Genomic DNA, 21,888 nt, shown 5'->3' with positions numbered 1-21,888 from the left:
GCGATGACGCCGAGGAGGAGAACGGACACGTGGACGCCGAGCTGACCAACAGGAGCCGGGACGCGATCAACGCGGCGAGCAGCCGCGCCGTGACCGAGGGGCACCCGGACCTCACCCCTGCCCACCTGCTGCTGGCTCTGCTCCAGGGGCAGGACAACGAGAACATCACCGACCTGCTCGCGGCCGTCGACGCCGACCAGGCCGCCGTACGCTCCGGCGCCGAACGCGTCCTCGCCGGCCTGCCCAGCGTGACCGGGTCCACCGTCGCGCCGCCGCAGCCCAACCGCGAGCTGCTGGCCGCGATCGCCGACGCCGGCGAACGCGCCCGAGCGCTCGGTGACGAGTACCTGTCCACCGAGCACCTGCTCATCGGCATCGCCGCGCAGGGCGGCGCGGCAGGGGACGTGCTCGAGAAGCAGGGCGCCGACGCCAGGAAACTGCAAGAGGCCTTCCAGAAGGCCAGGGGAGGACGCCGCGTGACCACCGCCGACCCGGAGGGCCAGTACAAGGCCCTGGAGAAGTTCGGCACCGACTTCACCGCCGCCGCCCGCGAGGGCCGGCTGGACCCGGTCATCGGACGGGACCAGGAAATCCGGCGGGTCGTGCAGGTGCTCAGCCGCAGGACCAAGAACAACCCCGTGCTCATCGGCGAGCCCGGCGTCGGCAAGACCGCCGTCGTCGAGGGGCTCGCCCAGCGGATCGTGAAGGGCGACGTGCCCGAGTCGCTGAAGGACAAGCGGCTGGTCGCGCTGGACCTCGGCGCGATGGTGGCCGGCGCCAAGTACCGCGGCGAGTTCGAGGAGCGGCTCAAGGCCGTCCTCGCCGAGATCAAGGACTCCGACGGGCAGGTCATCACCTTCATCGACGAGCTGCACACCGTCGTGGGCGCCGGCGCCGGCGGGGACTCGGCCATGGACGCGGGCAACATGCTCAAGCCCATGCTGGCCCGCGGCGAGCTGCGGATGGTGGGCGCCACCACCCTGGACGAGTACCGGGAGCGGATCGAGAAGGACCCCGCCCTGGAGCGCCGCTTCCAGCAGGTGCTGGTCGCCGAGCCGAGCGTCGAGGACACCATCGCGATCCTGCGCGGCCTCAAGGGCCGGTACGAGGCCCACCACAAGGTGCAGATCGCGGACAGCGCGCTGGTGGCCGCCGCCACCCTCTCCGACCGGTACATCACCTCCCGCTTCCTGCCGGACAAGGCCATCGACCTGGTGGACGAGGCCGCCTCCCGGCTGCGCATGGAGATCGACTCCTCGCCCGTCGAGATCGACGAACTCCAGCGCGCCGTCGACCGGCTGAAGATGGAGGAACTGGCGATCGCCAAGGAGACCGACCCGGCCTCCGTGGCCCGCCTGGAGAAGCTGCGCCGCGACCTCGCCGACAAGGAGGAGGAGCTGCGCGGCCTCACCGCCCGCTGGGAGAAGGAGAAGCAGTCCCTCAACCGCGTCGGTGAGCTGAAGGAACGCCTCGACGACGTGCGCGGGCAGGCCGAACGCGCCCAGCGCGACGGCGACTTCGACACCGCCGCCAAGCTGCTCTACGGCGAGATCCCGCAGCTCGAGAAGGAGCTGGAGGCCGCCTCCCAGGCCGAGGAGGAGGTCGCCCGGGACACCATGGTCAAGGAGGAGGTCGGCTCCGACGACATCGCCGACGTCGTCGCCGCCTGGACCGGCATCCCGGCCGGCCGCCTGCTGGAGGGCGAGACGCAGAAGCTGCTGCGCATGGAGGAGGAGCTGGGCAGGCGGCTCATCGGCCAGGGTGAGGCCGTACGCGCCGTGAGCGACGCCGTACGGCGCTCGCGGGCCGGGATCGCCGACCCCGACCGGCCCACCGGGTCCTTCCTCTTCCTCGGCCCCACCGGCGTCGGCAAGACCGAACTCGCCAAGGCACTCGCCGACTTCCTCTTCGACGACGAGCGGGCCATGGTCCGCGTCGACATGTCCGAGTACGGCGAGAAGCACAGCGTGGCCCGGCTCGTCGGCGCGCCCCCCGGGTACATCGGCTACGAGGAGGGCGGCCAGCTCACCGAGGCGGTGCGGCGGCGCCCGTACAGCGTCGTCCTGCTGGACGAGGTGGAGAAGGCCCACCCCGAGGTCTTCGACATCCTGCTCCAGGTGCTGGACGACGGGCGCCTGACGGACGGTCAGGGCCGCACGGTCGACTTCCGCAACACCATCCTGGTACTCACCTCCAACCTGGGCAGCCAGTTCCTGGTCGACCCGCTGCGCAGCGAGACGGAGAAGAAGGAGCAGGTGCTGGAGGTCGTCCGGTCCTCCTTCAAGCCGGAGTTCCTCAACCGCCTGGACGACCTGGTCGTCTTCTCGGCGCTGACCAAGCCCGAGCTGGAGCGGATCGCCCAGTTGCAGATCGAGCGGCTGGCCAGGCGGCTGGCCGAGCGCCGGCTCACGCTGGAGATCACCCCGCCGGCGCTGGCCTGGCTGGCGGAGGAGGGCCTGGACCCGGCGTACGGCGCCCGCCCGCTGCGCCGCCTGGTGCAGACCGCGATCGGCGACCGGCTCGCCAAGGAGATCCTGTCCGGCGAGATCAAGGACGGCGACACGGTCCGCGTGGACCGCTTCGAGGACGGGCTGCTGGTCGGCCCCGCCACCGGCAAGACCCTGTAGGGCCGCTCACGGTCCCCTCTCCCGGAACGCCGGGAGAGGGGACTTCCACGTTTCGGCGGGCGTGCGGGGTTCACTCGGACCGGCGTACGGGCGCACCCCCGCGTCACCGCCCACGGCACCCCCTGCCGGATCATGTCCGCCACGGGCTGACAGGCCCCGTCAGGGCTTGCCACCCCCCTCCCCGCATGGGGGAGGATGGCGGCATCCGCATGAAGGGAAAAACACGGTGAGCATCGACCCGTCCTCGATTCCTAATTTCGGGGGCCAGCCCGAACCGCAGCCCCAAGGACCGGCGGGCCCCGTCCTCCCGGATCAGGACCTGGTGAAGCAGCTCCTCGAGCAGATGGAGCTGAAGTACGTCGTCGACGAGGAGGGTGACCTCGCGGCGCCGTGGGAGCAGTTCCGCACCTACTTCATGTTCCGCGGGGAGGCCGAACAGGCGATCTTCTCGGTGCGGACGTTCTACGACCGCCCCCACCCGATCGACGAGAAGCCGCAGCTTCTGGAGTCCATCGACGACTGGAACCGCCGCACCCTGTGGCCCAAGGTGTACACCCACACCCATGACGACGGCACCGTCCGCCTGATCGGCGAGGCCCAGATGCTGATCGGCACGGGCGTCGACATCAACCACTTCGTCTCCTCCACGGTCAGCTGGGTGCGGGCCGCGATCGAGTTCGACAAGTGGCTGGTCGAGCAGCTCGGCCTGGAGCAGGAGGTCGACGAGGCGGAGAAGCCCGAGGACGACGGGGAGTAACCCGGTCCGTGGGGTCCGGGGGCGGCGGCCCCCGGACCTCGGCTCACATGGCCCGCAGCCGCTCCACCGCCTCCCGCAGGACCTCCTCCCGCTTGCAGAACGCGAACCGCACGAAGGGCGCCCCGGCCTCCCGGTCGTCGTAGAAGACCGCGTTGGGGACGGCCACCACGCCCGCGCGCTCGGGCAGGGCGCGGCAGAAGGCGAACCCGTCCTTCTCGCCGAGGGGGCGGATGTCGGCGGTGACGAAGTAGGTGCCGGCGGGCCGGAACACCCCGAAGCCCGCCGCGGTCAGCCCCTCCGTCAGGATGTCCCGGCGGGCCAGCATGGTGCGGCGGTACTCCTCGAAGTAGGAGTCGGGCAGGGCGAGGGCCTCGGCGATCGCGTACTGGAAGGGCCCCGAGGCGACGTACGTCAGGTACTGCTTCACCGTGCGGACCGCGCCGACCAGCTCCGGCGACCCCGTCACCCAGCCCACCTTCCAGCCGGTGAACGAGAACGTCTTGCCGGCCGAGCCGATGCCGACCGTGCGCTCGCGCATCCCGGGGAACCCGGCGAGCGGCAGGTGCTCGGCGCCGTCGAAGACCAGGTGCTCGTACACCTCGTCGGTCACCACCAGCAGATCCCGCTCCACCGCCAGCTCGGCGATCGCGGCGAGTTCCGCGCGGGTGAGGACCGTGCCGGTCGGGTTGTGCGGGGTGTTGAGCAGCAGCAGCCGGGTGCGGCCGGTGACGGCCGCGCGCAGCTCGTCCAGGTCCAGCCGGAAGTGTCCCTCGTGCGGTCGCAGCGTCACCGGCACCCGCGTGCCGCCGGCCATCGCGATGCTCGCCGCGTACGAGTCGTAGTACGGCTCCAGGGCCACGACCTCGTCCCCGGGCTCGACCAGCGCCAGCAGCGCCGCCGCGATCGCCTCCGTCGCGCCCGCGGTGACCAGCACCTCGGTGCCGGGGTCCCAGGACAGGCCGTACCGGCGCTGCTGGTGCGCGGCGATCGCGGCGCGCAGTTCGGGGACGCCGGGGCCCGGCGGGTACTGGTTGCCGCGGCCGTCGCGCAGCGCCCGTACGGCCGCCTCCCGGACCTCCTCGGGCCCGTCCGTGTCCGGGAAGCCCTGGCCCAAATTGATCGACCCGGTCGCCACGGCGAGCGCCGACATCTCGGCGAAGATCGTCGTCCCGAACGCGGCGAGCCGGCGGTTGAGGTAGGGGCGTGCGCTGGAGGTCATGGCGGTCATCCTCCGCCCAAGCTCTGGACTTCCTCAACTGTGCTTTGCGCGCGGACCGGGGTGGGCATCTCCCGGTCACCGCGCGAGACGCGGCAACGGCGAGGCGCCCACGGGGGGCCGCTTCGGGGGAACGGAAGGAGGGTGACGCCATGGTCATCGGCATCATCCTGGTGGTGGCGGCGGTTCTTGTCAGCGCACGGGTGGCGAGTCGCAACCGCCAAAACCGGCAGGCCGGGCTGTCGCTCGGCAAGGGCGGCGGGCGCGGCCGGCCGTCCCGCTCGTCATCGGCATCGTCGTCATCGTCCTCCGACGGCGGCAACACCAGTTGGTGGGCGGGCGGCCTGGGCGCGGCCTCCGGGTCGGACGGCGGGCACCACGGAGGTCACTCCTGCGGCGGCGGCCACTCCTGTGGCGGGGGATCGTCGTGCGGCGGCGGCGGGGGCGGATGCGGGGGAGGCGGCTGACACGGGGCAGAGCTTCCGGAAGCGGGGGGAACCGCATCCGGGCCGCACCCGGACGCCCGTCGGATACGAACATCCGGCGGGCGTTCGCCCGTTCCGGTCGCGCGCCCGCCGCACGGCCATGGTTGAACAGTTGAGCTGTTGAGCCCCCCGGGGGATGGAAACCCGGCGGAGTTGGGTAAAAACGCTGTGGCGTCACCACAGTTCGTGGTTCTCTCTACAACGCCGACGCAGCCCCTCGGCGTCCCCCTGGCCCCCCTGCGGCCGGGCCGACCGGACTGACAGGCCGATCTCCCTCCTCCTTGCGCGTTAGCGGAGCCGACCCATGCTCACGACCCTGAACACCTCCTACACCGATACACGGGCTGCCGACCTCGCCTGGGCCCTGGGACGCGAACCGCTGCCCGCCCTGGCCACCCTCGACCTCGAACTCACCGGAGCCAAGCTCCAGTTGCGCCTGCTCGGCGCGTCCCACCAGATCCTCCTCGAGGAGCGCCGCAGTAGCTGCTCGGAGACCGTCGCCTGCATCCCCGGCTCCAGCACCCCGCTGCCGGTGGGCGTCGCCAAACGCGTCGGCGACTGGGAGTACGAGTTCGCCGCCCGCGTCGAGGTCCTCCCGCCCGGCTCCTTCGAGGGCCGCGCCCAGGAACTGCTGGCCCTCGTCTGCGACCATCCGCACGGCCTGGCCGGCGTCTTCCCCGGCAGCCCCCACGCCTTCACCGCGATGCTCGCCCAGCGCCACGAGGGGCAGGTGCACTGGCGCACCTGGCACGCCTACCCGCAGGACGGGCAGCTAGTGGCCACCCGGACCCGGGTCGGTGCCCGGACGGCGGCGGGACGGCCGGGCAGGGACCGGTCCCGGGCGGCATAAACCCGAAATCCGTCAACTGCCGTCAGATCCACACGTGTGGGTGACGAGGCGTACCCATTGTGTGACGTAACGTCGCAATGTGATCGAAACGCACACCCCCGCGCCCCCGGGCGCCCCGCCCGCCCGGACGGGCCCCGCGCGGCTGCCCGTCCGGCCCGGCACCGGGCGGTTCCTGGTCCTCGTGTGCGTGTTCGTCTGCGCGGCCTGCGGGCTGGTGTACGAGCTGGAACTCGTCGCGTTCGCCTCGTACCTGACGGGCGACTCGGTCACCCAGGCCTCCGTCGTGCTGTCCGTCATGGTGTTCGCCATGGGCATCGGCTCCCTCGGCGCCAAACGGCTGCGGCGGCACGCGGCCGCCGGGTTCGGCGCGGTCGAGTCGGCCCTGGCCCTGGTCGGCGGATGCAGCGCCATGGCGCTGTACGCCGTGTTCGCCTGGACCGGCGGCTGGGGCGGCATGTGGGCCGGCGGCCCGCGCTGCCTGCTGGTCGCCCTCTCCCTCATCATCGGCCTGCTCATCGGCGCCGAGATCCCCCTGCTCATGGAGCTGACCCAGCGCATCCGCCGGCAGGACGCGGGCGGCGCCGTGGCCGACCTGTTCGCCGCGGACTACGTCGGCGCCCTCGTCGGCGGCCTGGCCTTCCCCTTCCTGCTCCTGCCGTACCTGGGCCAACTGACCGGCGCGCTGCTCACCGGCACGGTCAACGTGGTCGCGGGCGGCGCCCTCGTCCTCGGCCTCTTCCGCCGCGACCTCACCCGCCGCGCCCGCTGGACCCTCCTCCTCGCCGGCCTCCTCGTCCTCGGGATCCTCGCCACCGCCGCCGCCCTCAGCGGCGACTTCGAGCGGGCCGCCCGCCGCGCCGTGTACGGCACGGACGTCCGGGCGGCCGTGCGGACCGGCGTCCAGGAGATCGTCCTGACCGGCGGCACCGGCGGCACCGGCGGCCGGCCCCTCGGCCTCTACCTCGACGGCCGGCTCCGGGCCGGCGGCCGGGACGAACCCCGCTACCACCAGGCCCTGGTCCACCCCGCCCTCGCCGGCCCCCACGCGCGCGTCCTGGTCCTGGGCGGCGGCGACGGCCTGGCCGCCCGCGAGGTGCTGCGCCGGAGCGGCGTCCACCGCGTCGACGTCGTCGAACTCGACCCCGGCCTGGTGGACCTCGCCCGCCGCGACCCCGGCCTGTCCGCCGCCAACGGGCACGCCCTCGCCGACCCGCGCGTCCACGTCACCACCGCCGACGCGCTCACCTGGCTGCGGGAGGCCCAGGGACCGGCGTACGACGTCGTGATCGCCGACCTCCCCGGCCCCGGCGTCACCGCCGGCACCAAGCTGTACTCCCAGGAGTTCTACGGCCTCGTCCGCCGGGTCCTGGCCGCGGACGGCCGTCTGGCGGTGCACGCCGGGCCCGTCACCGGCCGGCCCCGCGCCTTCTGGACCGTCGCCGCGACACTCCGTGCGGCCGGCTTCGCCACCTCGCCCTACCGGGTCCCCGGCGACGGCTCCGGCCCCGCGGCCGGCCCCGACCGCACCTCCGGCGCCCCGCACGACTGGGGCTTCCTCCTGGCGGCACCGGGCCGCACCCCACCAGCCCTGCGCCCGGGCCCCGGTCACCCGCCCAGCCCGGCCCTGGCAGCCCTCGCCTCCGACGCCGAGGCGGCGGAACGCACCCGCGTCGGCGGCCTGCGGGCGTCGACCCTGCTCCGTCCACGGTACTGAGAGCCGGCCGGGGCGGACGGGTTCCGCGAGCGGGGGTGATGCCTGTGGCGGAGCCGGGTGCGTATCCGTGGGGACTGGGTAGGCTCACCGGACATGGAGCACCAGGTCTTCGTCCCGGTTTCCGCCGAACGGCTCAGGGCGGCGCTGGCCGACCCCGCGCGCGTCGCCCGGGCGGTTCCCGGACTGCAGCAGGACGCCGGTGCCGCACCGATCGCCGGCCGGCTGAAGCTGCGCGTCGGCGGACACTCCGTCACCTACCGGGGCGCGCTGCGGGTGACGGCCCGGGCGGACGGCACGTACGCCGTCGACGCTGAAGCGGGCGAGGCCCGCGGCGACGGATCGGTCAGACTCGCCCTGACCCTGCGCCTCGCGGACGGCGACGGCGGCTGCACGGTCACCGTACGGGGCACCGCGGACGCGGACGGCCGCATCACGGAACTGCCGTCGGAGGCGGTGACCTCGGCGGCGACACGACTGCTGAACCGCTTCGTGGCCGCCCTGGCGACGGACGGGGCCCAGGAGCCGGAACCCGGCGCCGGGGTCCGCGGGTCCCGGTACGAGGCCGAGGTGCCCGCCTCGTCGCCGGTTCCCGGCGCGGACGACGAACCTGGCGGCGACGACGCGTGCCCCGACCGCCTCACCGACGACTTCACCGACACCGGTGATCCGCCGGCCGAGGCCGCGCACGCCCGCCGGACGATGATCGGCCGCAGCGCCGAGGAGGTCGACCACGCCCCGCCGCGCGGCCGCTACGCTCCCGTACCGGCCCCCCAGACCATTGCCGGCAACCCCGCCCTGCGCTGGGCGGCCCCCGCCGCCGCTCTGGCCCTCGCCTCGGCGGTCGTCCTGACCCGCGCCCTCCGCAAACGCCGCTGACCCGCGCCGTGGGTGAGCGCCGTCGGCCCGCGCCGTGCGCCAGCGTCGCTGACCCGCGCCGTGCGCGACCCGTGCCGTGGGTGAGTGTCGCCGAGTCGCTCGGGCGTGCCCTCTTGATCGCCCCAGTAGGGTCGGTCCCGTGAGCGACGAAGACATCACGCTGACCGCGGGCGACGCGGAAGTGAGCGTAAGACCCGGCAACGGCGGCCGGATCGGCGGACTCCGGATCGGCGGTACGGAGCTGCTGCGGCAGGGCGAGCGCTACGGCTGCTTCCCGATGGTGCCCTGGTGCGGCCGGATCCGGGAGGGCCGCTTCCTGGACGGCGCCACCCTCCGCCGGATGCCGCTCAACGCCCCGCCGCACGCCATCCACGGCACCGCGCGCGACGGCGCCTGGCGCACCGCGCGCGTCACGGAGAACGAGGCGGTGATCACGTACGAGCTGACCGATCCCTGGCCGCACACCGGCCGCGTCACCCAGATCGTCGCGCTCGCCGAGGACGCCCTGACGCTGACGGTGTCCGTCGAGACGTACGACGACTCCTTCCCGGCGCAGATCGGCTGGCACCCGTGGTTCCACCGGAACCTCGGCGGCGAGGACGTGCGGCTGGACTTCACGCCCGCCTGGCAGGAGGAGCGCGGTGACGACCACCTGCCCACCGGCCAGCGCGTCGATCCGAGGCCCGGCCCCTGGGACGACTGCTTCGGCATGCCGGACGGCGTCGGCGTCACCCTCACCTGGCCCGGGCAGCTTGAGCTGGCGGTGACCAGCCGGGAGAAGTGGGTGGTGGTCTACGACGAGCAGGCCGAGGCCGTCTGCGTGGAACCGCAGACCGGCCCGCCCAACGGCCTGAACACCCACCCGCGCCTGGTCACCCCGCTGGAGCCGCTGGAGGCGACGACCACCTGGAGCTGGCGGCGCCTTTAAGCTGGCTGCCATGACGGACGTACGTGGCGCGCTGCTTCAGCAGATCAAGGACAAGGCCGTGGTGCACGGCAAGGTGACTCTCTCCTCCGGTCTGGAGGCCGACTACTACGTCGACCTGCGCCGCGTCACCCTCGACGGCGAGGCCGCCCCGCTGGTCGGCCAGGTGCTGCTGGACCTGACCGCGGACCTGGAGTTCGACGCGGTCGGCGGCCTCACCATGGGCGCCGACCCGGTCGCCGCCGCCATGCTGCACGCCGCCGCCGCGCGCGGGCGCACGCTGGACGCGTTCGTCGTCCGCAAGGCGGCGAAGGCGCACGGCCTGCAGCGGCGCGTGGAGGGCCCGGACATCGCGGGCCGCCGTGTGCTCGTCGTCGAGGACACCTCCACCACCGGCGGCTCCCCGCTGACCGCCGTGGAGGCGGTGCGCGAGGCCGGTGCCGAGGTCGTCGCCGTCGCGACCATCGTGGACCGGGCGACCGGCGCGGCCGAGAAGATCCAGGCCGGCGCGGGTGTTCCGTACCGTTTCGCCTTCTCGAAGGATGAACTGGGTCTGGACTGACGGACCGGTATGACCTGGACTTGGCCGGGGTGCCCACCATCGCGCCGGCGGGCACGTCGTGTCTGGAAGGATGGGGCCGACGATGACGTCGCACCCCAGGTCTAGGTCAGGGCCGTAACGCAGAATCCACCCGCAACACAAGGAGCGGACAGATGCCCATCGCAACCCCCGAGGTCTACAACGAGATGCTCGACCGGGCGAAGGCAGGCAAGTTCGCCTACCCGGCCATCAACGTCACCTCGAGCCAGACCCTGAACGCGGCGCTGCGCGGTTTCGCGGAGGCGGAGAGCGACGGCATCGTCCAGATCTCGACCGGTGGTGCCGAGTTCCTCGGCGGCCAGTACAGCAAGGACATGGTGACCGGCGCGGTCGCGCTCGCCGAGTACGCCCACATCCTCGCCGAGAAGTACCCGGTCAACATCGCCCTGCACACGGACCACTGCCCGAAGGACAAGCTCGACGGGTACGTACGCCCGCTCATCGCGCTGTCGAAGAAGCGCGTGGACGCCGGCCTCGGCCCGCTGTTCCAGTCGCACATGTGGGACGGCTCGGCCGAGACCCTCGCCGACAACCTGGAGATCGCGCAGGAGCTGCTGGAGCAGGCCCGCGCCGCGCACATCATCCTCGAAGTGGAGATCACCCCGACCGGCGGCGAGGAGGACGGTGTCTCGCACGAGATCAACGATTCCCTCTACACCACGGTCGACGACGCGATCCGCACCGCCGAGGCCCTGGGGCTGGGCGACAAGGGCCGCTACCTGCTGGCCGCCTCCTTCGGCAACGTGCACGGCGTGTACAAGCCGGGCAACGTCGTCCTCCGCCCGGAGCTGCTCAAGGAGCTGAACGAGGGCGTCGCCGCCCGCTTCGGCAAGGCGTCCCCGTTCGACTTCGTCTTCCACGGCGGCTCCGGCTCCACCGAGCAGGAGATCCAGACCGCGCTGGAGAACGGCGTCGTGAAGATGAACCTCGACACGGACACCCAGTACGCCTTCACCCGTCCGGTCGTCGACCACATGTTCCGCAACTACGACGGCGTCCTGAAGGTCGACGGCGAGGTCGGCAACAAGAAGGCCTACGACCCGCGCACCTGGGGCAAGCTGGCCGAGGCGAGCATGGCCGCGCGCGTCCTCGAGGCCACGCAGCACCTCCGCTCCGCGGGCAACAAGATCAAGTAAGCGGGTACCCCCCGGTGGGCCCGGCGGCCGTCACGGCGCCGGGCCCTGCGCCTGCCCGCCCCCGCGCCTGCCCTCTGCCTGCCCGGCCCGGGCCCTCCGTCTGCTCCGCCCCGGGCCGCTCACCTTCCCGGCATCCGGCCCGGGCGCCGTCGGCCGTGTCCGCGTGCGCGAGACTGAACCCATGACGATTCACGAGAACCTCCTCGGCGGCCCGCCCCCCACGCACCTCCCGGACGATCCGGAGCCCCGCCGGCTGCTGGCGGACGGCACCGCGCCCGCCGACGTCGCCGCGCGGTACCCCACCTCCTCCCTCGCCTGGGCCCAGTTGGCCGACGAGGCGTTCGAGCGGGGCGCGGTCGTGGAGTCGTACGCCTACGCCCGTACGGGTTACCACCGCGGTCTGGACGCCCTGCGCCGCAGCGGCTGGAAGGGACACGGCCCGGTGCCGTGGGAGCACGAGCCGAACCGCGGCTTCCTGCGGGCCCTGCACGCCCTCGCCCGCGCCGCCGGGGTCATCGGTGAGCAGGACGAGCACGAGCGCTGCGCGAAGTTCCTGGAGGACTCCTCGCCGACGGCGGTCCGCACGCTGGGCTGACCCCGGGTGCGACCACCGGTGTGGCCCGTCCGGCAGCGGACGGGCCTTGCCGTTTCCGGGGGGAATGCGGAGGATGCGGTGTGGGGACCGGGGCCCCCGTGCCGGCATCGGCAGGGGCGGACCGCTACCCGGAGTAACACAGGAGACAGCGATGTCCCACCAGGCTCACCCCCCTTCCGAGGCCACTGAGCCCGAGACCCCGCATCTCGACTTCGCGGGTACGACGCCGTACGAGGACTACGTCAAGGCGGACGTGCTCACCCATCTCCAGCACACCCTCTCCGACGACCCCGGAGAGATGGTCTTCCTGGTGACCACCCAGGTCATGGAGCTGTGGTTCACGGTCCTCGTGCACGAGTGGGAGACCGCCGCGAAGGCGCTCCGCTCGGACGACGTGCCCACCGCGATCGCCGCGCTGAAGCGGTCCGTGCGCGAGCTGGAGGCGCTCAACGCCTCCTGGAAGCCGCTCGGCCAGCTTACCCCCGCGCAGTTCAACAGCTACCGGAGCGCGCTCGGCGAGGGCTCCGGCTTCCAGTCGGCGATGTACCGGCGCCTGGAGTTCCTGCTCGGCGACAAGTCGGCGTCCATGCTCGTCCCGCACCGCGGCGCCCCGCGCGTCCACGCGGAACTGGAGAAGGCCCTGCACGAGCCGAGCCTGTACGACGAGGTCGTCCGGCTCCTCGCGCGCCGCGGCCACGCGATCCCCGACTCCGTGCTGCACCGCGACGTCACCCGGCGCTACGAGCCGTCGGAGGCCGTGGAGACCGCCTGGGCCGCCGTCTACGCGGACGACGAGAGCGACGAGATCGCCCGGCTGGGCGAGGCGCTGACGGACGTGGCCGAACTGGTGTGGCGCTGGCGCAACGACCACCTCGTCGCCACCCGGCGCGCGATGGGCGCCAAGGCCGGCACGGGCGGTTCGGCCGGCGTGGCCTGGCTGGAGAAGCGCGCCCGCAAGAACGTGTTCCCCGAGCTGTGGACGGCGAGGTCCCATGTCTGAGCTGCGCCTGCTCGCGGAGAAGCTGGACGCGGCGGACGAGCTGGCCCCGCTGCGCGACCGTTTCGTCCTCGACGACGTGGTCTACCTGGACGGGAACTCGCTCGGCGCCCTGCCCGCGCACGTACCGGGCCGGGTCGAGGACGTGGTCCGCCGCCAGTGGGGCGAACTGCGGATCCGCTCCTGGGAGGAGAGCGGCTGGTGGACGGCGCCCGAGCGGATCGGCGACCGGATCGCCCCGCTGGTCGGCGCCGCCCCGGGCCAGATCGTCGTCGGCGACTCCACCAGCGTGAACGTCTTCAAGGCGCTCGTGGCGGCGGCCCGCATGGCCGGCGAGGACCGCACCGAGATCCTGGTCGACGCCACGACCTTCCCCACGGACGGCTACATCGCCGAGTCGGCGGCCCGCCTGACCGGGCGCACCCTGCGCGCGGTCACCCCGGCGGAGGTGCCGGGGCTCCTCGGCGGCCGTACGGCGGCGGTCCTGCTCAACCACGTCGACTACCGCACCGGCCGCCTGCACGACCTGCCCGGGCTCACCGCCGCGGTCCACGCCGCCGGCGCCCTCGCGGTCTGGGACCTGTGCCACAGCGCGGGCGCGCTGCCGGTGGGCCTGGACGAGCACGGGGTCGACCTGGCGGTCGGCTGCACCTACAAGTACCTGAACGGCGGCCCGGGTTCACCGGCGTACCTGTACGTGCGCGGCGCGCTCCAGGACCGCTTCGACTCCCCGCTGCCCGGTTGGAACTCCCACGCCGACCCCTTCGGCATGAGCCCGGCCTACGCCCCGGCACCTGGCGCTGCGCGCGGCCGGGTCGGCACGCCGGACATCCTCTCCATGCTGGCCCTGGAGGCCGCCCTGGAGGTCTGGGACGGGGTGTCCCTCACCGCGGTCCGCGCGAAGTCCCTCGCCCTGACGGACTTCTTCCTGCGGTGCGTGGCCGAGTACACCGGGCCGGGGCGGACGGAGTGCGTGACACCCGGACGCCACGAGGAGCGGGGCAGTCAGATCGCCCTGCGCTGCCCGGACGCCGGCGAGGTCATGAAACGCCTCGTCGAGCGCGGGGTCGTCGGGGACTTCCGCCACCCCGACGTGCTCCGGTTCGGGTTCACGCCGCTGTACGTGGGCTTCCGGGACACCGAGCGGGCCGCGCGCATCCTGGCGGAGGTGCTGGCCTAGGGAACGGGACGGGGCGGGACGGCCGGACCTCGTCACCGGCCGGCCCGCCCCACCGCACCGGGTGCTCCTCACCGGGCGTGACATCTCGGTATCCCCGCACGTCACCGGCCTGATACCGTCCCCGCCAACGGCCGGCCGCCCCCGCCCGGTCCGCCGATCCCGTTCCGTCGCTGAGAGGTTGGAGCATGCCGGACGACGCCGCCGCAGCCCGCGCCGCCGCCGAAGAGGAGTCGGCCTTCTCGCACCCTGCGGTCGACCCCGACGTCACGGCCGCCTACGGTGACCACCCCGACCAGGTGATCGACTTCTACGCCCCGCGCCCCGGCGCGGGGTCCGCCGCCTCCCCGGCCCCCCTGGTCGTCGTCCTGCACGGGGGTGCCTGGCGCGCCCGCTACGACCGCCGGCACATCACCCCCTTCGCGGACCACCTGGCCCGCCGGGGCTTCGCGGTGGCCAACGTCGAGTACCGGCGCGGTGGCCGGCCCCTGATCCCCGCACAGGACGCCGGGACGCGCGAGCCGGATGCCGAGGACGGGGACACGCCTCCCGCCGGCCGCTGGCCCGACACCCTCGACGACATCGCGGCGGCCCTGGACGCCCTCCCCGCCCTGGTCCACGAGGCGCTCCCGCAGGCGGACACGGGCCGTACGGTCCTCACCGGCCACTCGGCGGGCGGCCACCTGGCCCTGTGGGCGGCGGCCCGCCATGTCCTCCCCGCGGACGCCCCCTGGCGCACCGGCGGGCCGGCGGCGCTGCGCGGAGTCGTCGCGCTCGCGCCGATCGCGGACCTGGAGGTGGCCGAGAAGCTCGGCGTCTGCGGGCACGCGTCCCGGCAACTCCTCGGCGGCAACGCCGTGTTCGCGGAACGCCGGGCCTACGCGGACCCCGTCCTCCTCCTCCCGACCGGCATCGCCACGACCCTGGTCCAGGGCCGCGCGGACCTGGTGGTGCCGCCGGCGGTCGCCGAGTCGTACGCCGAGGCCGCGGCGAAGGCGGGCGAGGTCGCCGGGCTGACGCTCCTGGCTGACGTGGGCCACTTCCCGCTGATCGACCCGGCGGCGGACGCCTGCGCGGTGGTGGCGGAGGAGATCGCCCAGCTCGCCTGGTGACACACCCGCTTCCCACGTAGGGGCCGGCCCCGGTCATACCCGTAGTACCTGAGAGCTACGGCGCCGAACAGCTCCCTGGCGGGACGCCGACGACGGTCCTCCCCTCCTAACTTCCTTCTCGGACAAGCCCGATGGCCGGGCCCCGAAAGGAAGCCACCCATGGGGCAGCCCCACACCGACGTCCCGCGCCCGCCGGTCCCGGATCCCACCGGCGTCCCCCGACCACCGGCACCGCTCCCGCGCCCGGGAGCACGCCGCGCCCGGCGGCGCGCTCTGCTCCCCCTGCTCCTCACCGCCGGGCTCGTCGTCCCCCTCGCCGGGGCGGCCCGGCCGGACATCCCCGCTCCGGCTCCCGCCGTCCTCACCCGCCTCACGCCGGCAGCCCTCCCGTCCGCGTACGAGGCGAACCGGGCCGACGCCGCCGAGGCGGCCCGGATGGCCGCCGCGCACGGGGACACACACCGTGCCGGCGCCGAACGGGCCCTGGCCGCCCCCACCCGCCGGCTCCTCTCCTTCGACGGCCGGGGTCCGGGCCTGGCCACGGAGGTCCTCGGCGACCTGGTCCACGCCGACCGGGTGGCGGTCCTCGTGCCCGGCTCGGACACCTCCCTGGACACCTACGCCCGCTTCCACCGGGCGGCGGCGTCCCTGTACGCGGACCTCGGGCACCGCGCCCCCGCCGGCGCCCGCGTCGCGGTCGTCGCCTGGCTCGGCTACCGGACCCCGGCGACGATCGGTACGGCGGTGGCGACCCCGGACCGCGCCGACCGGGCGGCGCCCCGCCTGCGGGCGCTCGTACGACGGCTGCGGGCCCTCACCCCCGCCCGGACCCGCGTCGCCCTCCTCTGCCACTCCTACGGCTCGGTGGTCTGCGCCCGCGCCGCCACGGGCCTGGACGTCGACGACATCGCCCTCGTCGGCAGCCCCGGCACCGGCGCCGACACGGTCGCGGGCCTGCACACGCCCGCCCGTGTCTGGGCGGCCCGCGGCAGCGACGACTGGGTGGCGTACGTCCCGCACGTCCGCGCCGACCTCCTGTTCACCACCGTCGGCTTCGGCACCGACCCGGTCTCCCGCGCCTTCGGCGCCCGGGTCTTCGACGCGGCCGGCGCCGACCACAGCGGCTACTTCCGCCCGGGCTCGGCCGCCCTCGCCAACCTGGCCCGGATCACCCTCGGCAGGGGTCCGGAGGTGTCCCGTGGCTGAGCCCGCCCCGCGCGCCCGTGCCCCGCGCCGCGCGCTGCACGCGATCCGCCGGGGTGCCCGGCGCGTGGACGCGGCCACCCCCGCCTCCCGCGACCGGGCGGTGGACGCCCTGCGGGCCTTCGCGATCCTCGGTGTCGTTCTCGGCCACTGGCTGGTCACCGCCCTGGTCGCGGAGGACGGCGCGCTGCACACGGCGAGCCCGCTGCAGCACCTGCCGCGGCTGACCCCCCTCTCCTGGGCGTTCCAGACGCTGGCCGTGTTCTTCCTGGTCGGCGGCCATGTGGCGACCCGCGGCCTCGTCTCGGCCCGCGCCCGCGGCGTGCCGTACGGCGTCTGGCTGCGCACCCGTCTGACGCGACTGCTCCGGCCGGTCGCCGCGCTGCTCGGCCTGTGGGCGGCGGCGGCGACGGTCCTGCTGCTGAGCGGCACCTCCCTCGTCACGCTGCACACGCTGGTGAAACTGGCCCTGTCACCCCTGTGGTTCCTGCTGGTCCTCGTAACCCTGACGGCGGCCACCCCGCTGGTCGCCCGCCTCCACCCGCTGTGGCCGCTCGCCGTCGTCCTGCACGTGGACGTTCTCCGCTTCGGCCTGCACCTCGGCCCGTCCTGGCTGGGCTGGGTGAACCTGGCGGCGGGCTGGCTGGTCCCGTACACCCTGGGCGCGGCCTGGGCCCGCGGCGAGCCGGTGACCCGCCGCGCCGCCTGGACCCTGCTGCTCGGCGGTACGGCGGCCACGGTCGCGCTCGTCCTGTGGGCGGGCTATCCCGCGTCCATGGTCGGTGTGCCGGGCGCCGCGGTGTCCAACCTCGGCCCGCCGACGCTGGCGGCCGTCACCTTCGGCGTGGCCCAGTGCGGTCTGGCCCTGCTGCTGCGCGACCGGCTGCGCTCGGTGATGCGCCGCCCATCGGCGTGGGCGGGGGTCGCGCTGGTCAACCTGTCCGCGATGACGGTCTTCCTGTGGCACCAGACGGCGCTGTTGGTGACGACGGTCGCCACCCTCCCGGCCGGTCGCCTGCCGGGCCTGCACACGCTGCCCGACGGCGCCGCCTGGGTGGCGGCCCGGCTCCTCTGGCTCCCGGTCTTCGCCCTGGTCCTGGGCGTGTGCCGGACCGCGTTCCACTCCCTGGAGGAAGGGGCCCGCCGCCCCCGTCCGGGCCGGGGCACGCCGGGCGCGCGGAGACGCTCGCGGGTGGTGCGGGTGCACCGGGACACGGACCGGGAGGCCGCGCGGGTGGGGCGCCGTGTCTAAGGTGGGGCGCGTGAGGGGAACGGGGGGCCGCCGGGTGTCCGTGGTGCGCACCGGCTGGATCCGGCGCTGGCCGCGGAACCTGCGTGCCGATCTGTGGACCGTCCGGCCGGATCCGCTGCCCCTGTCGGTGTGGCTGCGCTGGCTGCCGCACGGCCTGCTGTGCCTGGCCGCGTTCGGGGTCACGCTCGGCGATGCGGCACAGCTCAGGGACAACGGGCACCTGGGTGCCTGGCCGGCTTTCCTGGTCGCTCTCGCGTCGGGCTGCGCGGTCGTCCTCGCGCTGCGGCGGCCCGTCGCGGGCTGGTGGCTGTCCATGACGAAGACCCTGGTGGGTGCCGTCGCGGTCCACGGGAAACTGGGCAGCGTGTCCGGGGTGGCGTTCACCTGGCCCTGGACCGCGGCCGGCATCATCGCGCACCTGCTCGTCCTGCTGCTGCTCGCCCTGCGGGTGCGGACCCGGGCGGCGGTCGAGGCGCTGGCCCTGACCGCGCTGCTCACCTACCTCCTGGAGGCCGGGTGGGGCGGGGCGCACCACCAGTCCACCGGGGTCGTCACGGTGGTGCTGTCCACGGTCGTCGTGGTGCTGGGCAGCGCCCTGCGCGGCCGTCGGGAGGCCCGCGCCCAGCTCGTCGAGCAGACCACCCTCACCGCCGGGGAACGGGCCCGCCGCACCTTGCTCGAGGAGCGCAACCGCATCGCGCGGGAGCTGCACGACGTGGTCGCGCACCACATGTCGGTCATCTCCATCCAGGCGCAGGTGGCCCCGCACCTCGTCGAGCGGCCGCCGCGGGAGCTGGTCGAGAACCTCGCGGGCATCCGGCAGAACGCGCTGGAGGCGCTCACCGAGCTGCGCCGGGTGCTCGGCGTGCTGCGTTCGGAGAACCCCGAGGACCCGTACGGGCTGGGGCACCCCGGCAACGGGGCGGCGCCCCACGCCCCCCAGCCCACGCTCGACCGGCTCGACGCGCTGATCGAGAACACCCGCGCGGCGGGCCTGGACGTGACCTGCGAGGTGACGGGCAAGGTCCGGCCCTACGCTCCGGGGGTGGAGCTGTCGGCGTACCGGATCGTGCAGGAGGCGCTGAGCAACGCCCTGCGGCACGCGCCGGGCTCCCGGGTGCGGGTGGAGGTCGCGCACCTCCGGGGCGGGGTGCGCCTGGCGGTGACCAACTCCCGTCCGCGGCACCCCGGCCCGCCCTCCACGGGCGCCGGGCACGGGCTGCTCGGCATGCGGGAGCGGGCGGCGATGCTCGGCGGCACCGTCACGGCGGCCGGAACCCCGGCCGGCGGCTTCGCCGTGGCGGCCTTCCTCCCCCGGGACGGCACGCCGTCCGCGCCCCCGCCCGGCCCGGCCCCGATCCCCTCCCCGTCCCCGTCAGGAGAACCGACCGCATGACGAGCGGCTCCATCCGCGTACTCATCGCCGACGACCAGCAGATGGTCCGGCAGGGCTTCACCGTGCTGCTCGACACGAAGCCGGACATCGAGGTGGTCGGCCAGGCGGTGGACGGCCGGGACGCGATCGCCCGGGTCGCCGAACTGTCCCCGGACGTGGTCCTGATGGACATCCGCATGCCCGAACTCGGCGGCATCGAGGCGACCCGCCGCATCACCGCGGACCACCCGGGCATCAGGGTCCTGATGCTGACCACCTTCGACCTGGACGAGTACGTGTACGAGGCGCTGCGCGCGGGGGCCTCCGGTTTCCTGCTCAAGGACGCCTCCGCCGACCAGCTCGCCGAGGCGGTGCGGGTGGTGGCGGCCGGCGACGCCCTGCTCGCCCCGGGGATCACGCGCCGGCTGATAGCGGAGTTCTCCCGGCTGGACGGCTCCCCGCGGCCCCCGCTCAGGCAGCGCGTGGGCGAACTGACCGACCGGGAGACGGAGGTGCTGGCGCTGATCGCGCAGGGCCTGTCGAACGCGGAGATCGCCGGGCGGCTCGTCGTGGCCGAGCAGACCGTGAAGACGCACGTGGGCCGGATCCTGGTGAAGCTGGGGCTCAGGGACCGCACCCAGGCGGCGGTCTTCGCCTACGAGTCCGGCCTGATCCGCCCCTCCGGCTACTGACCCACGCCGGGCCTGCCGCCCCCGCTCCCGGCCTCCGTAGTACTTCAGGCGGACCCCCGAGAACCCCCCTCACTGCTGACGACCGCGCTCCCGCCCGCGCCTACCGTTCTTCTCGTGACCGAGACGACGTATACGCAACCGATGAGGCCGTCCGTGTCCGGCAGGCCGCGCAGCCCGGAGTTCCGGCTGGTCGTGGACGCTCTGCGCGGGCTGTGGCAGGACCTGTTCCGCGACGCCTTCGCCTACCGTCCGCTGCCCTCCGCGGCCGTGGACGGCCCGCTGACCCGCCACCTGTCGGGCCGGCCGCGGGCGTACGCGGTCTGGACACCGCACGCGCTGGTGGTGGCCGGTGCGCTGGTGGCGCTGCTCGTCGGGGCGGTGAACACGGCCGTCGGCGGGCCGTCCGTCCTCGGTGGACTGCTCGCCGCGGCCCCGGTCCTGCTGACGCTGGTGCGCCCGGTCGGCGCGTTCTGGCTGTCGCTCGCGGCGACCGGCGTCGTCAACGTCCTCGGCAGCAGCAGATGGGGGAGCTGGCCCTGGCTGCCGGGCAGCTTCGTGTCCCATCTGCTGGTGCTCACGATCGTGGCGGCCCGCACCCGCCCGCGCACGGCGGCCTGGATGTGGGCGCTGACCGGCCTGTACGGCGTGTGGACCGACGGCATCTTCGGCTGGGAGCACGACGGCACCGACGTGGGCCCGATGCTGGTGGTCTCCGCGTTGGTCCTGCTGGTCGTAGCCGTCCGGCAGATCCGCCGGCAGGCCCAGCGGGAGGTGACCGCGCAGCGGACGGCCACCGCGGCGGAGCGTTCGCGGCGCACGCTGCTGGAGGAGCGCACGACCATCGCCCGCGAGCTGCACGACGTGGTCGCCCATCACATGTCGGTGGTGGCCATCCAGGCGGAGGCCGCGCCCTACCGGGTCCAGAACCCGCCGCCGGAGCTGGAGAAGGCCTTCGTCACCATCCGGGAGAACGCGGTGGCGGCCCTGACCGAGCTGCGCCGGGTGCTGGGCGTCGTCCGCGCGGAGGACTACGAGGCGCCGGACGCCCCGCAGCCCACCCTCGCCGACCTGGACGGGCTGCTCGCCAACGTCCGGGCGGCCGGGCCGGACGTGACCCGGACGGTGACCGGCGCGGTGCGGGAACTGCCGCAGGGCGTGGAGCTGTCGGCGTACCGGATCGTGCAGGAGGCGCTGAGCAACACGTTGCGGCACGCGCCGGGTGCGGACGCGCGGGTCGAGATCGCGTACGTCCTCGGCGGCCTGGGCCTGCGCGTCGTCAACGACCCGCCGCCGGCCCCGCACCTCGTCAAGGCCTCGCCCGGCGCCGGACACGGCATCACGGGCATGCGGGAGCGCGTCTCCATGCTGAACGGCGAGATGACGGCGGGCCCGACGGCCGACGGGGGATACGAGGTGACGGTGTTCCTGCCGGTGCCGGCGGCCGTGAACGAGGGTGAGGCATGACGATCCGCGTACTGGTCGCCGACGACCAGATGATGGTGCGCGAGGGCTTCTCGGTCCTGCTGAACGCGATGCCGGACATCGAGGTCGTCGGCGAGGCCGTCAACGGCCGGGAGGCGGTCGCCGAGGTGCGGCGGCTCGCCCCGGACGTGGTGCTGATGGACATCCGCATGCCCGAGCTGAACGGCATCGAGGCGACCCGCGAGATCGTGGCCGCGGACGCGGCGGCGAAGGTGCTCGTGCTGACCACGTTCGACCTCGACGAGTACGTGTACCAGGCACTGCGGGCGGGGGCCTCCGGCTTCCTCCTGAAGGACGCCTCGGCCCGGCGGCTGGCCGACGGCGTCCGGGTGGTGGCGTCCGGCGAGGCACTCCTCGCGCCCACGGTCACCAGACGGCTGATCACCGAGTTCTCCCGGCTGTCCGAGGCACCGCGTCTGATGCCGGCGGCGCGGGCGGCGTACGGGGACCTGACGGAACGCGAGACTGAGGTGCTCTGGTCCTGATCGCCCAGGGCCTGTCCAACGCGGAGATCGCCGAGCGGCTGGTGGTGGCGGAGTCGACGATCAAGACCCATGTGAGCCGCGTCCTGGTGAAACTCGGCCTCAGGGACCGCACCCAGGCGGCGGTGTTCGCGTACGAGGCGCGACTGGTGACGCCCGGCTGACGCGACCCGCCCCGCCCGCCCGCCCGCTCCGCTCCCCACCACCCCGCCCGGCCGGAGGCCCCGCCTGCCCGAGACCGCGCCTGCCGGAGGCTCCCCCCGGACGGAGGCGGCGCCTGCCGGAGACCCCGCCTGACTCGAAGCCGCGCCTGGCCGCTGGCCGAAAGCTCCGC

General features: G+C 74.1%; 18 protein-coding genes and 1 pseudogene. 18 read left to right on the top strand and 1 reads right to left on the bottom strand.

The window, feature by feature from the left end:
- Positions 1 to 29: 29 nt before the first annotated feature.
- Complete coding sequence (gene clpB, locus D9753_RS16630) at positions 30 to 2,627, top strand: ATP-dependent chaperone ClpB (RefSeq protein WP_121787726.1); 2,598 nt, start codon at positions 30 to 32, stop codon at positions 2,625 to 2,627.
- A gap of 226 nt (positions 2,628 to 2,853) precedes the next feature.
- Entirely contained in the window at positions 2,854 to 3,384 is a 531-nt protein-coding gene (locus D9753_RS16625; RefSeq protein WP_121787725.1) for a type III secretion system chaperone family protein, read from the top strand.
- 43 nt (positions 3,385 to 3,427) lie between these two features.
- Here D9753_RS16625 and D9753_RS16620 read toward each other — a convergent pair whose 3' ends face one another.
- Positions 3,428 to 4,612 carry a pyridoxal phosphate-dependent aminotransferase gene (locus D9753_RS16620; RefSeq protein WP_121787724.1) on the bottom strand — a complete coding sequence of 395 codons (1,185 nt, stop codon included), beginning with the start codon at positions 4,610 to 4,612 and terminating at the stop codon, positions 3,428 to 3,430.
- Between the two features lie 777 nt (positions 4,613 to 5,389).
- Between D9753_RS16620 and D9753_RS16610 the strand changes: the two genes are divergently transcribed.
- The 16 genes and pseudogenes from D9753_RS16610 to D9753_RS16535 all read left to right on the top strand — a co-directional run bounded on the left by D9753_RS16610 (position 5,390) and on the right by D9753_RS16535 (position 21,718).
- A complete protein-coding gene (locus D9753_RS16610; RefSeq protein ID WP_121787722.1) occupies positions 5,390 to 5,935 on the top strand; it encodes a DUF2617 family protein in 546 nt (181 codons plus the stop codon).
- A 79-nt stretch (positions 5,936 to 6,014) separates the two neighbouring features.
- Complete coding sequence (locus D9753_RS16605) at positions 6,015 to 7,649, top strand: polyamine aminopropyltransferase (protein WP_121787721.1); 1,635 nt, start codon at positions 6,015 to 6,017, stop codon at positions 7,647 to 7,649.
- 93 nt (positions 7,650 to 7,742) lie between these two features.
- Positions 7,743 to 8,525 carry an SRPBCC family protein gene (locus D9753_RS16600; RefSeq protein WP_121787720.1) on the top strand — a complete coding sequence of 261 codons (783 nt, stop codon included), beginning with the start codon at positions 7,743 to 7,745 and terminating at the stop codon, positions 8,523 to 8,525.
- 139 nt (positions 8,526 to 8,664) lie between these two features.
- The gene (locus tag D9753_RS16595; RefSeq protein ID WP_121787719.1) at positions 8,665 to 9,453 is read left to right on the top strand and encodes an aldose epimerase family protein; all 789 of its coding nucleotides are present in this window, start codon (positions 8,665 to 8,667) and stop codon (positions 9,451 to 9,453) included.
- 10 nt (positions 9,454 to 9,463) lie between these two features.
- The gene (gene pyrE / locus D9753_RS16590; RefSeq protein ID WP_121787718.1) at positions 9,464 to 10,012 is read left to right on the top strand and encodes an orotate phosphoribosyltransferase; all 549 of its coding nucleotides are present in this window, start codon (positions 9,464 to 9,466) and stop codon (positions 10,010 to 10,012) included.
- Positions 10,013 to 10,164: 152 nt separating this feature from the next.
- Positions 10,165 to 11,187, top strand: a complete 1,023-nt coding sequence (fbaA, locus tag D9753_RS16585) for a class II fructose-bisphosphate aldolase (RefSeq protein ID WP_121787717.1) — start codon at positions 10,165 to 10,167, stop codon at positions 11,185 to 11,187.
- 181 nt (positions 11,188 to 11,368) lie between these two features.
- Positions 11,369 to 11,782, top strand: a complete 414-nt coding sequence (locus D9753_RS16580; RefSeq protein WP_121787716.1) for a DUF3151 domain-containing protein — start codon at positions 11,369 to 11,371, stop codon at positions 11,780 to 11,782.
- Positions 11,783 to 11,933: 151 nt separating this feature from the next.
- Complete coding sequence (locus tag D9753_RS16575; protein ID WP_121787715.1) at positions 11,934 to 12,782, top strand: tryptophan 2,3-dioxygenase family protein; 849 nt, start codon at positions 11,934 to 11,936, stop codon at positions 12,780 to 12,782.
- A complete protein-coding gene (gene kynU, locus D9753_RS16570; protein WP_121787714.1) occupies positions 12,775 to 13,959 on the top strand; it encodes a kynureninase in 1,185 nt (394 codons plus the stop codon). The genes D9753_RS16575 and kynU overlap by 8 nt, the downstream gene beginning before the upstream one ends.
- Before the next feature lie 185 nt (positions 13,960 to 14,144).
- Entirely contained in the window at positions 14,145 to 15,068 is a 924-nt protein-coding gene (locus D9753_RS16565) for an alpha/beta hydrolase family protein (RefSeq protein WP_121787713.1), read from the top strand.
- 159 nt (positions 15,069 to 15,227) lie between these two features.
- Positions 15,228 to 16,274: an alpha/beta hydrolase gene (locus D9753_RS16560; RefSeq protein ID WP_121787712.1), complete on the top strand. Its 1,047-nt coding sequence runs from the start codon at positions 15,228 to 15,230 to the stop codon at positions 16,272 to 16,274.
- Complete coding sequence (locus tag D9753_RS16555; protein ID WP_240468186.1) at positions 16,267 to 17,523, top strand: acyltransferase family protein; 1,257 nt, start codon at positions 16,267 to 16,269, stop codon at positions 17,521 to 17,523. The genes D9753_RS16560 and D9753_RS16555 overlap by 8 nt, the downstream gene beginning before the upstream one ends.
- A 10-nt stretch (positions 17,524 to 17,533) precedes the next feature.
- A complete protein-coding gene (locus D9753_RS16550; RefSeq protein WP_394346714.1) occupies positions 17,534 to 18,919 on the top strand; it encodes a sensor histidine kinase in 1,386 nt (461 codons plus the stop codon).
- Positions 18,916 to 19,590, top strand: coding sequence for a response regulator (locus tag D9753_RS16545; RefSeq protein WP_121787710.1), 675 nt, complete (start codon positions 18,916 to 18,918; stop codon positions 19,588 to 19,590). Before D9753_RS16550 ends, D9753_RS16545 begins: the two co-directional genes overlap by 4 nt.
- 114 nt (positions 19,591 to 19,704) lie before the next feature.
- Positions 19,705 to 21,054, top strand: a complete 1,350-nt coding sequence (locus D9753_RS16540; RefSeq protein WP_394346713.1) for a sensor histidine kinase — start codon at positions 19,705 to 19,707, stop codon at positions 21,052 to 21,054.
- A pseudogene (locus D9753_RS16535) lies at positions 21,051 to 21,718 on the top strand (response regulator). The gene D9753_RS16540 and the pseudogene D9753_RS16535 overlap by 4 nt, the downstream one beginning before the upstream one ends.
- Positions 21,719 to 21,888: the final 170 nt, after the last annotated feature.

It is taken from the genome of Streptomyces dangxiongensis (assembly GCF_003675325.1).
Lineage (GTDB): Bacteria > Actinomycetota > Actinomycetes > Streptomycetales > Streptomycetaceae > Streptomyces > Streptomyces dangxiongensis.
Note: the sequence above shows the minus strand (reverse complement) of the source record. Positions and strands in the feature narration are given on the sequence as shown.

Coding starts and splice junctions, on each gene's coding strand:
- D9753_RS16620 (WP_121787724.1), bottom strand. CDS start 4,612: ATGACCGCCATGACCTCCAGCGCACGCCCCTACCTCAACCGCCGGCTC.
- D9753_RS16610 (WP_121787722.1), top strand. CDS start 5,390: ATGCTCACGACCCTGAACACCTCCTACACCGATACACGGGCTGCCGAC.
- D9753_RS16600 (WP_121787720.1), top strand. CDS start 7,743: ATGGAGCACCAGGTCTTCGTCCCGGTTTCCGCCGAACGGCTCAGGGCG.
- pyrE (WP_121787718.1), top strand. CDS start 9,464: ATGACGGACGTACGTGGCGCGCTGCTTCAGCAGATCAAGGACAAGGCC.
- fbaA (WP_121787717.1), top strand. CDS start 10,165: ATGCCCATCGCAACCCCCGAGGTCTACAACGAGATGCTCGACCGGGCG.
- D9753_RS16580 (WP_121787716.1), top strand. CDS start 11,369: ATGACGATTCACGAGAACCTCCTCGGCGGCCCGCCCCCCACGCACCTC.
- D9753_RS16575 (WP_121787715.1), top strand. CDS start 11,934: ATGTCCCACCAGGCTCACCCCCCTTCCGAGGCCACTGAGCCCGAGACC.
- kynU (WP_121787714.1), top strand. CDS start 12,775: ATGTCTGAGCTGCGCCTGCTCGCGGAGAAGCTGGACGCGGCGGACGAG.
- D9753_RS16565 (WP_121787713.1), top strand. CDS start 14,145: ATGCCGGACGACGCCGCCGCAGCCCGCGCCGCCGCCGAAGAGGAGTCG.
- D9753_RS16560 (WP_121787712.1), top strand. CDS start 15,228: ATGGGGCAGCCCCACACCGACGTCCCGCGCCCGCCGGTCCCGGATCCC.
- D9753_RS16545 (WP_121787710.1), top strand. CDS start 18,916: ATGACGAGCGGCTCCATCCGCGTACTCATCGCCGACGACCAGCAGATG.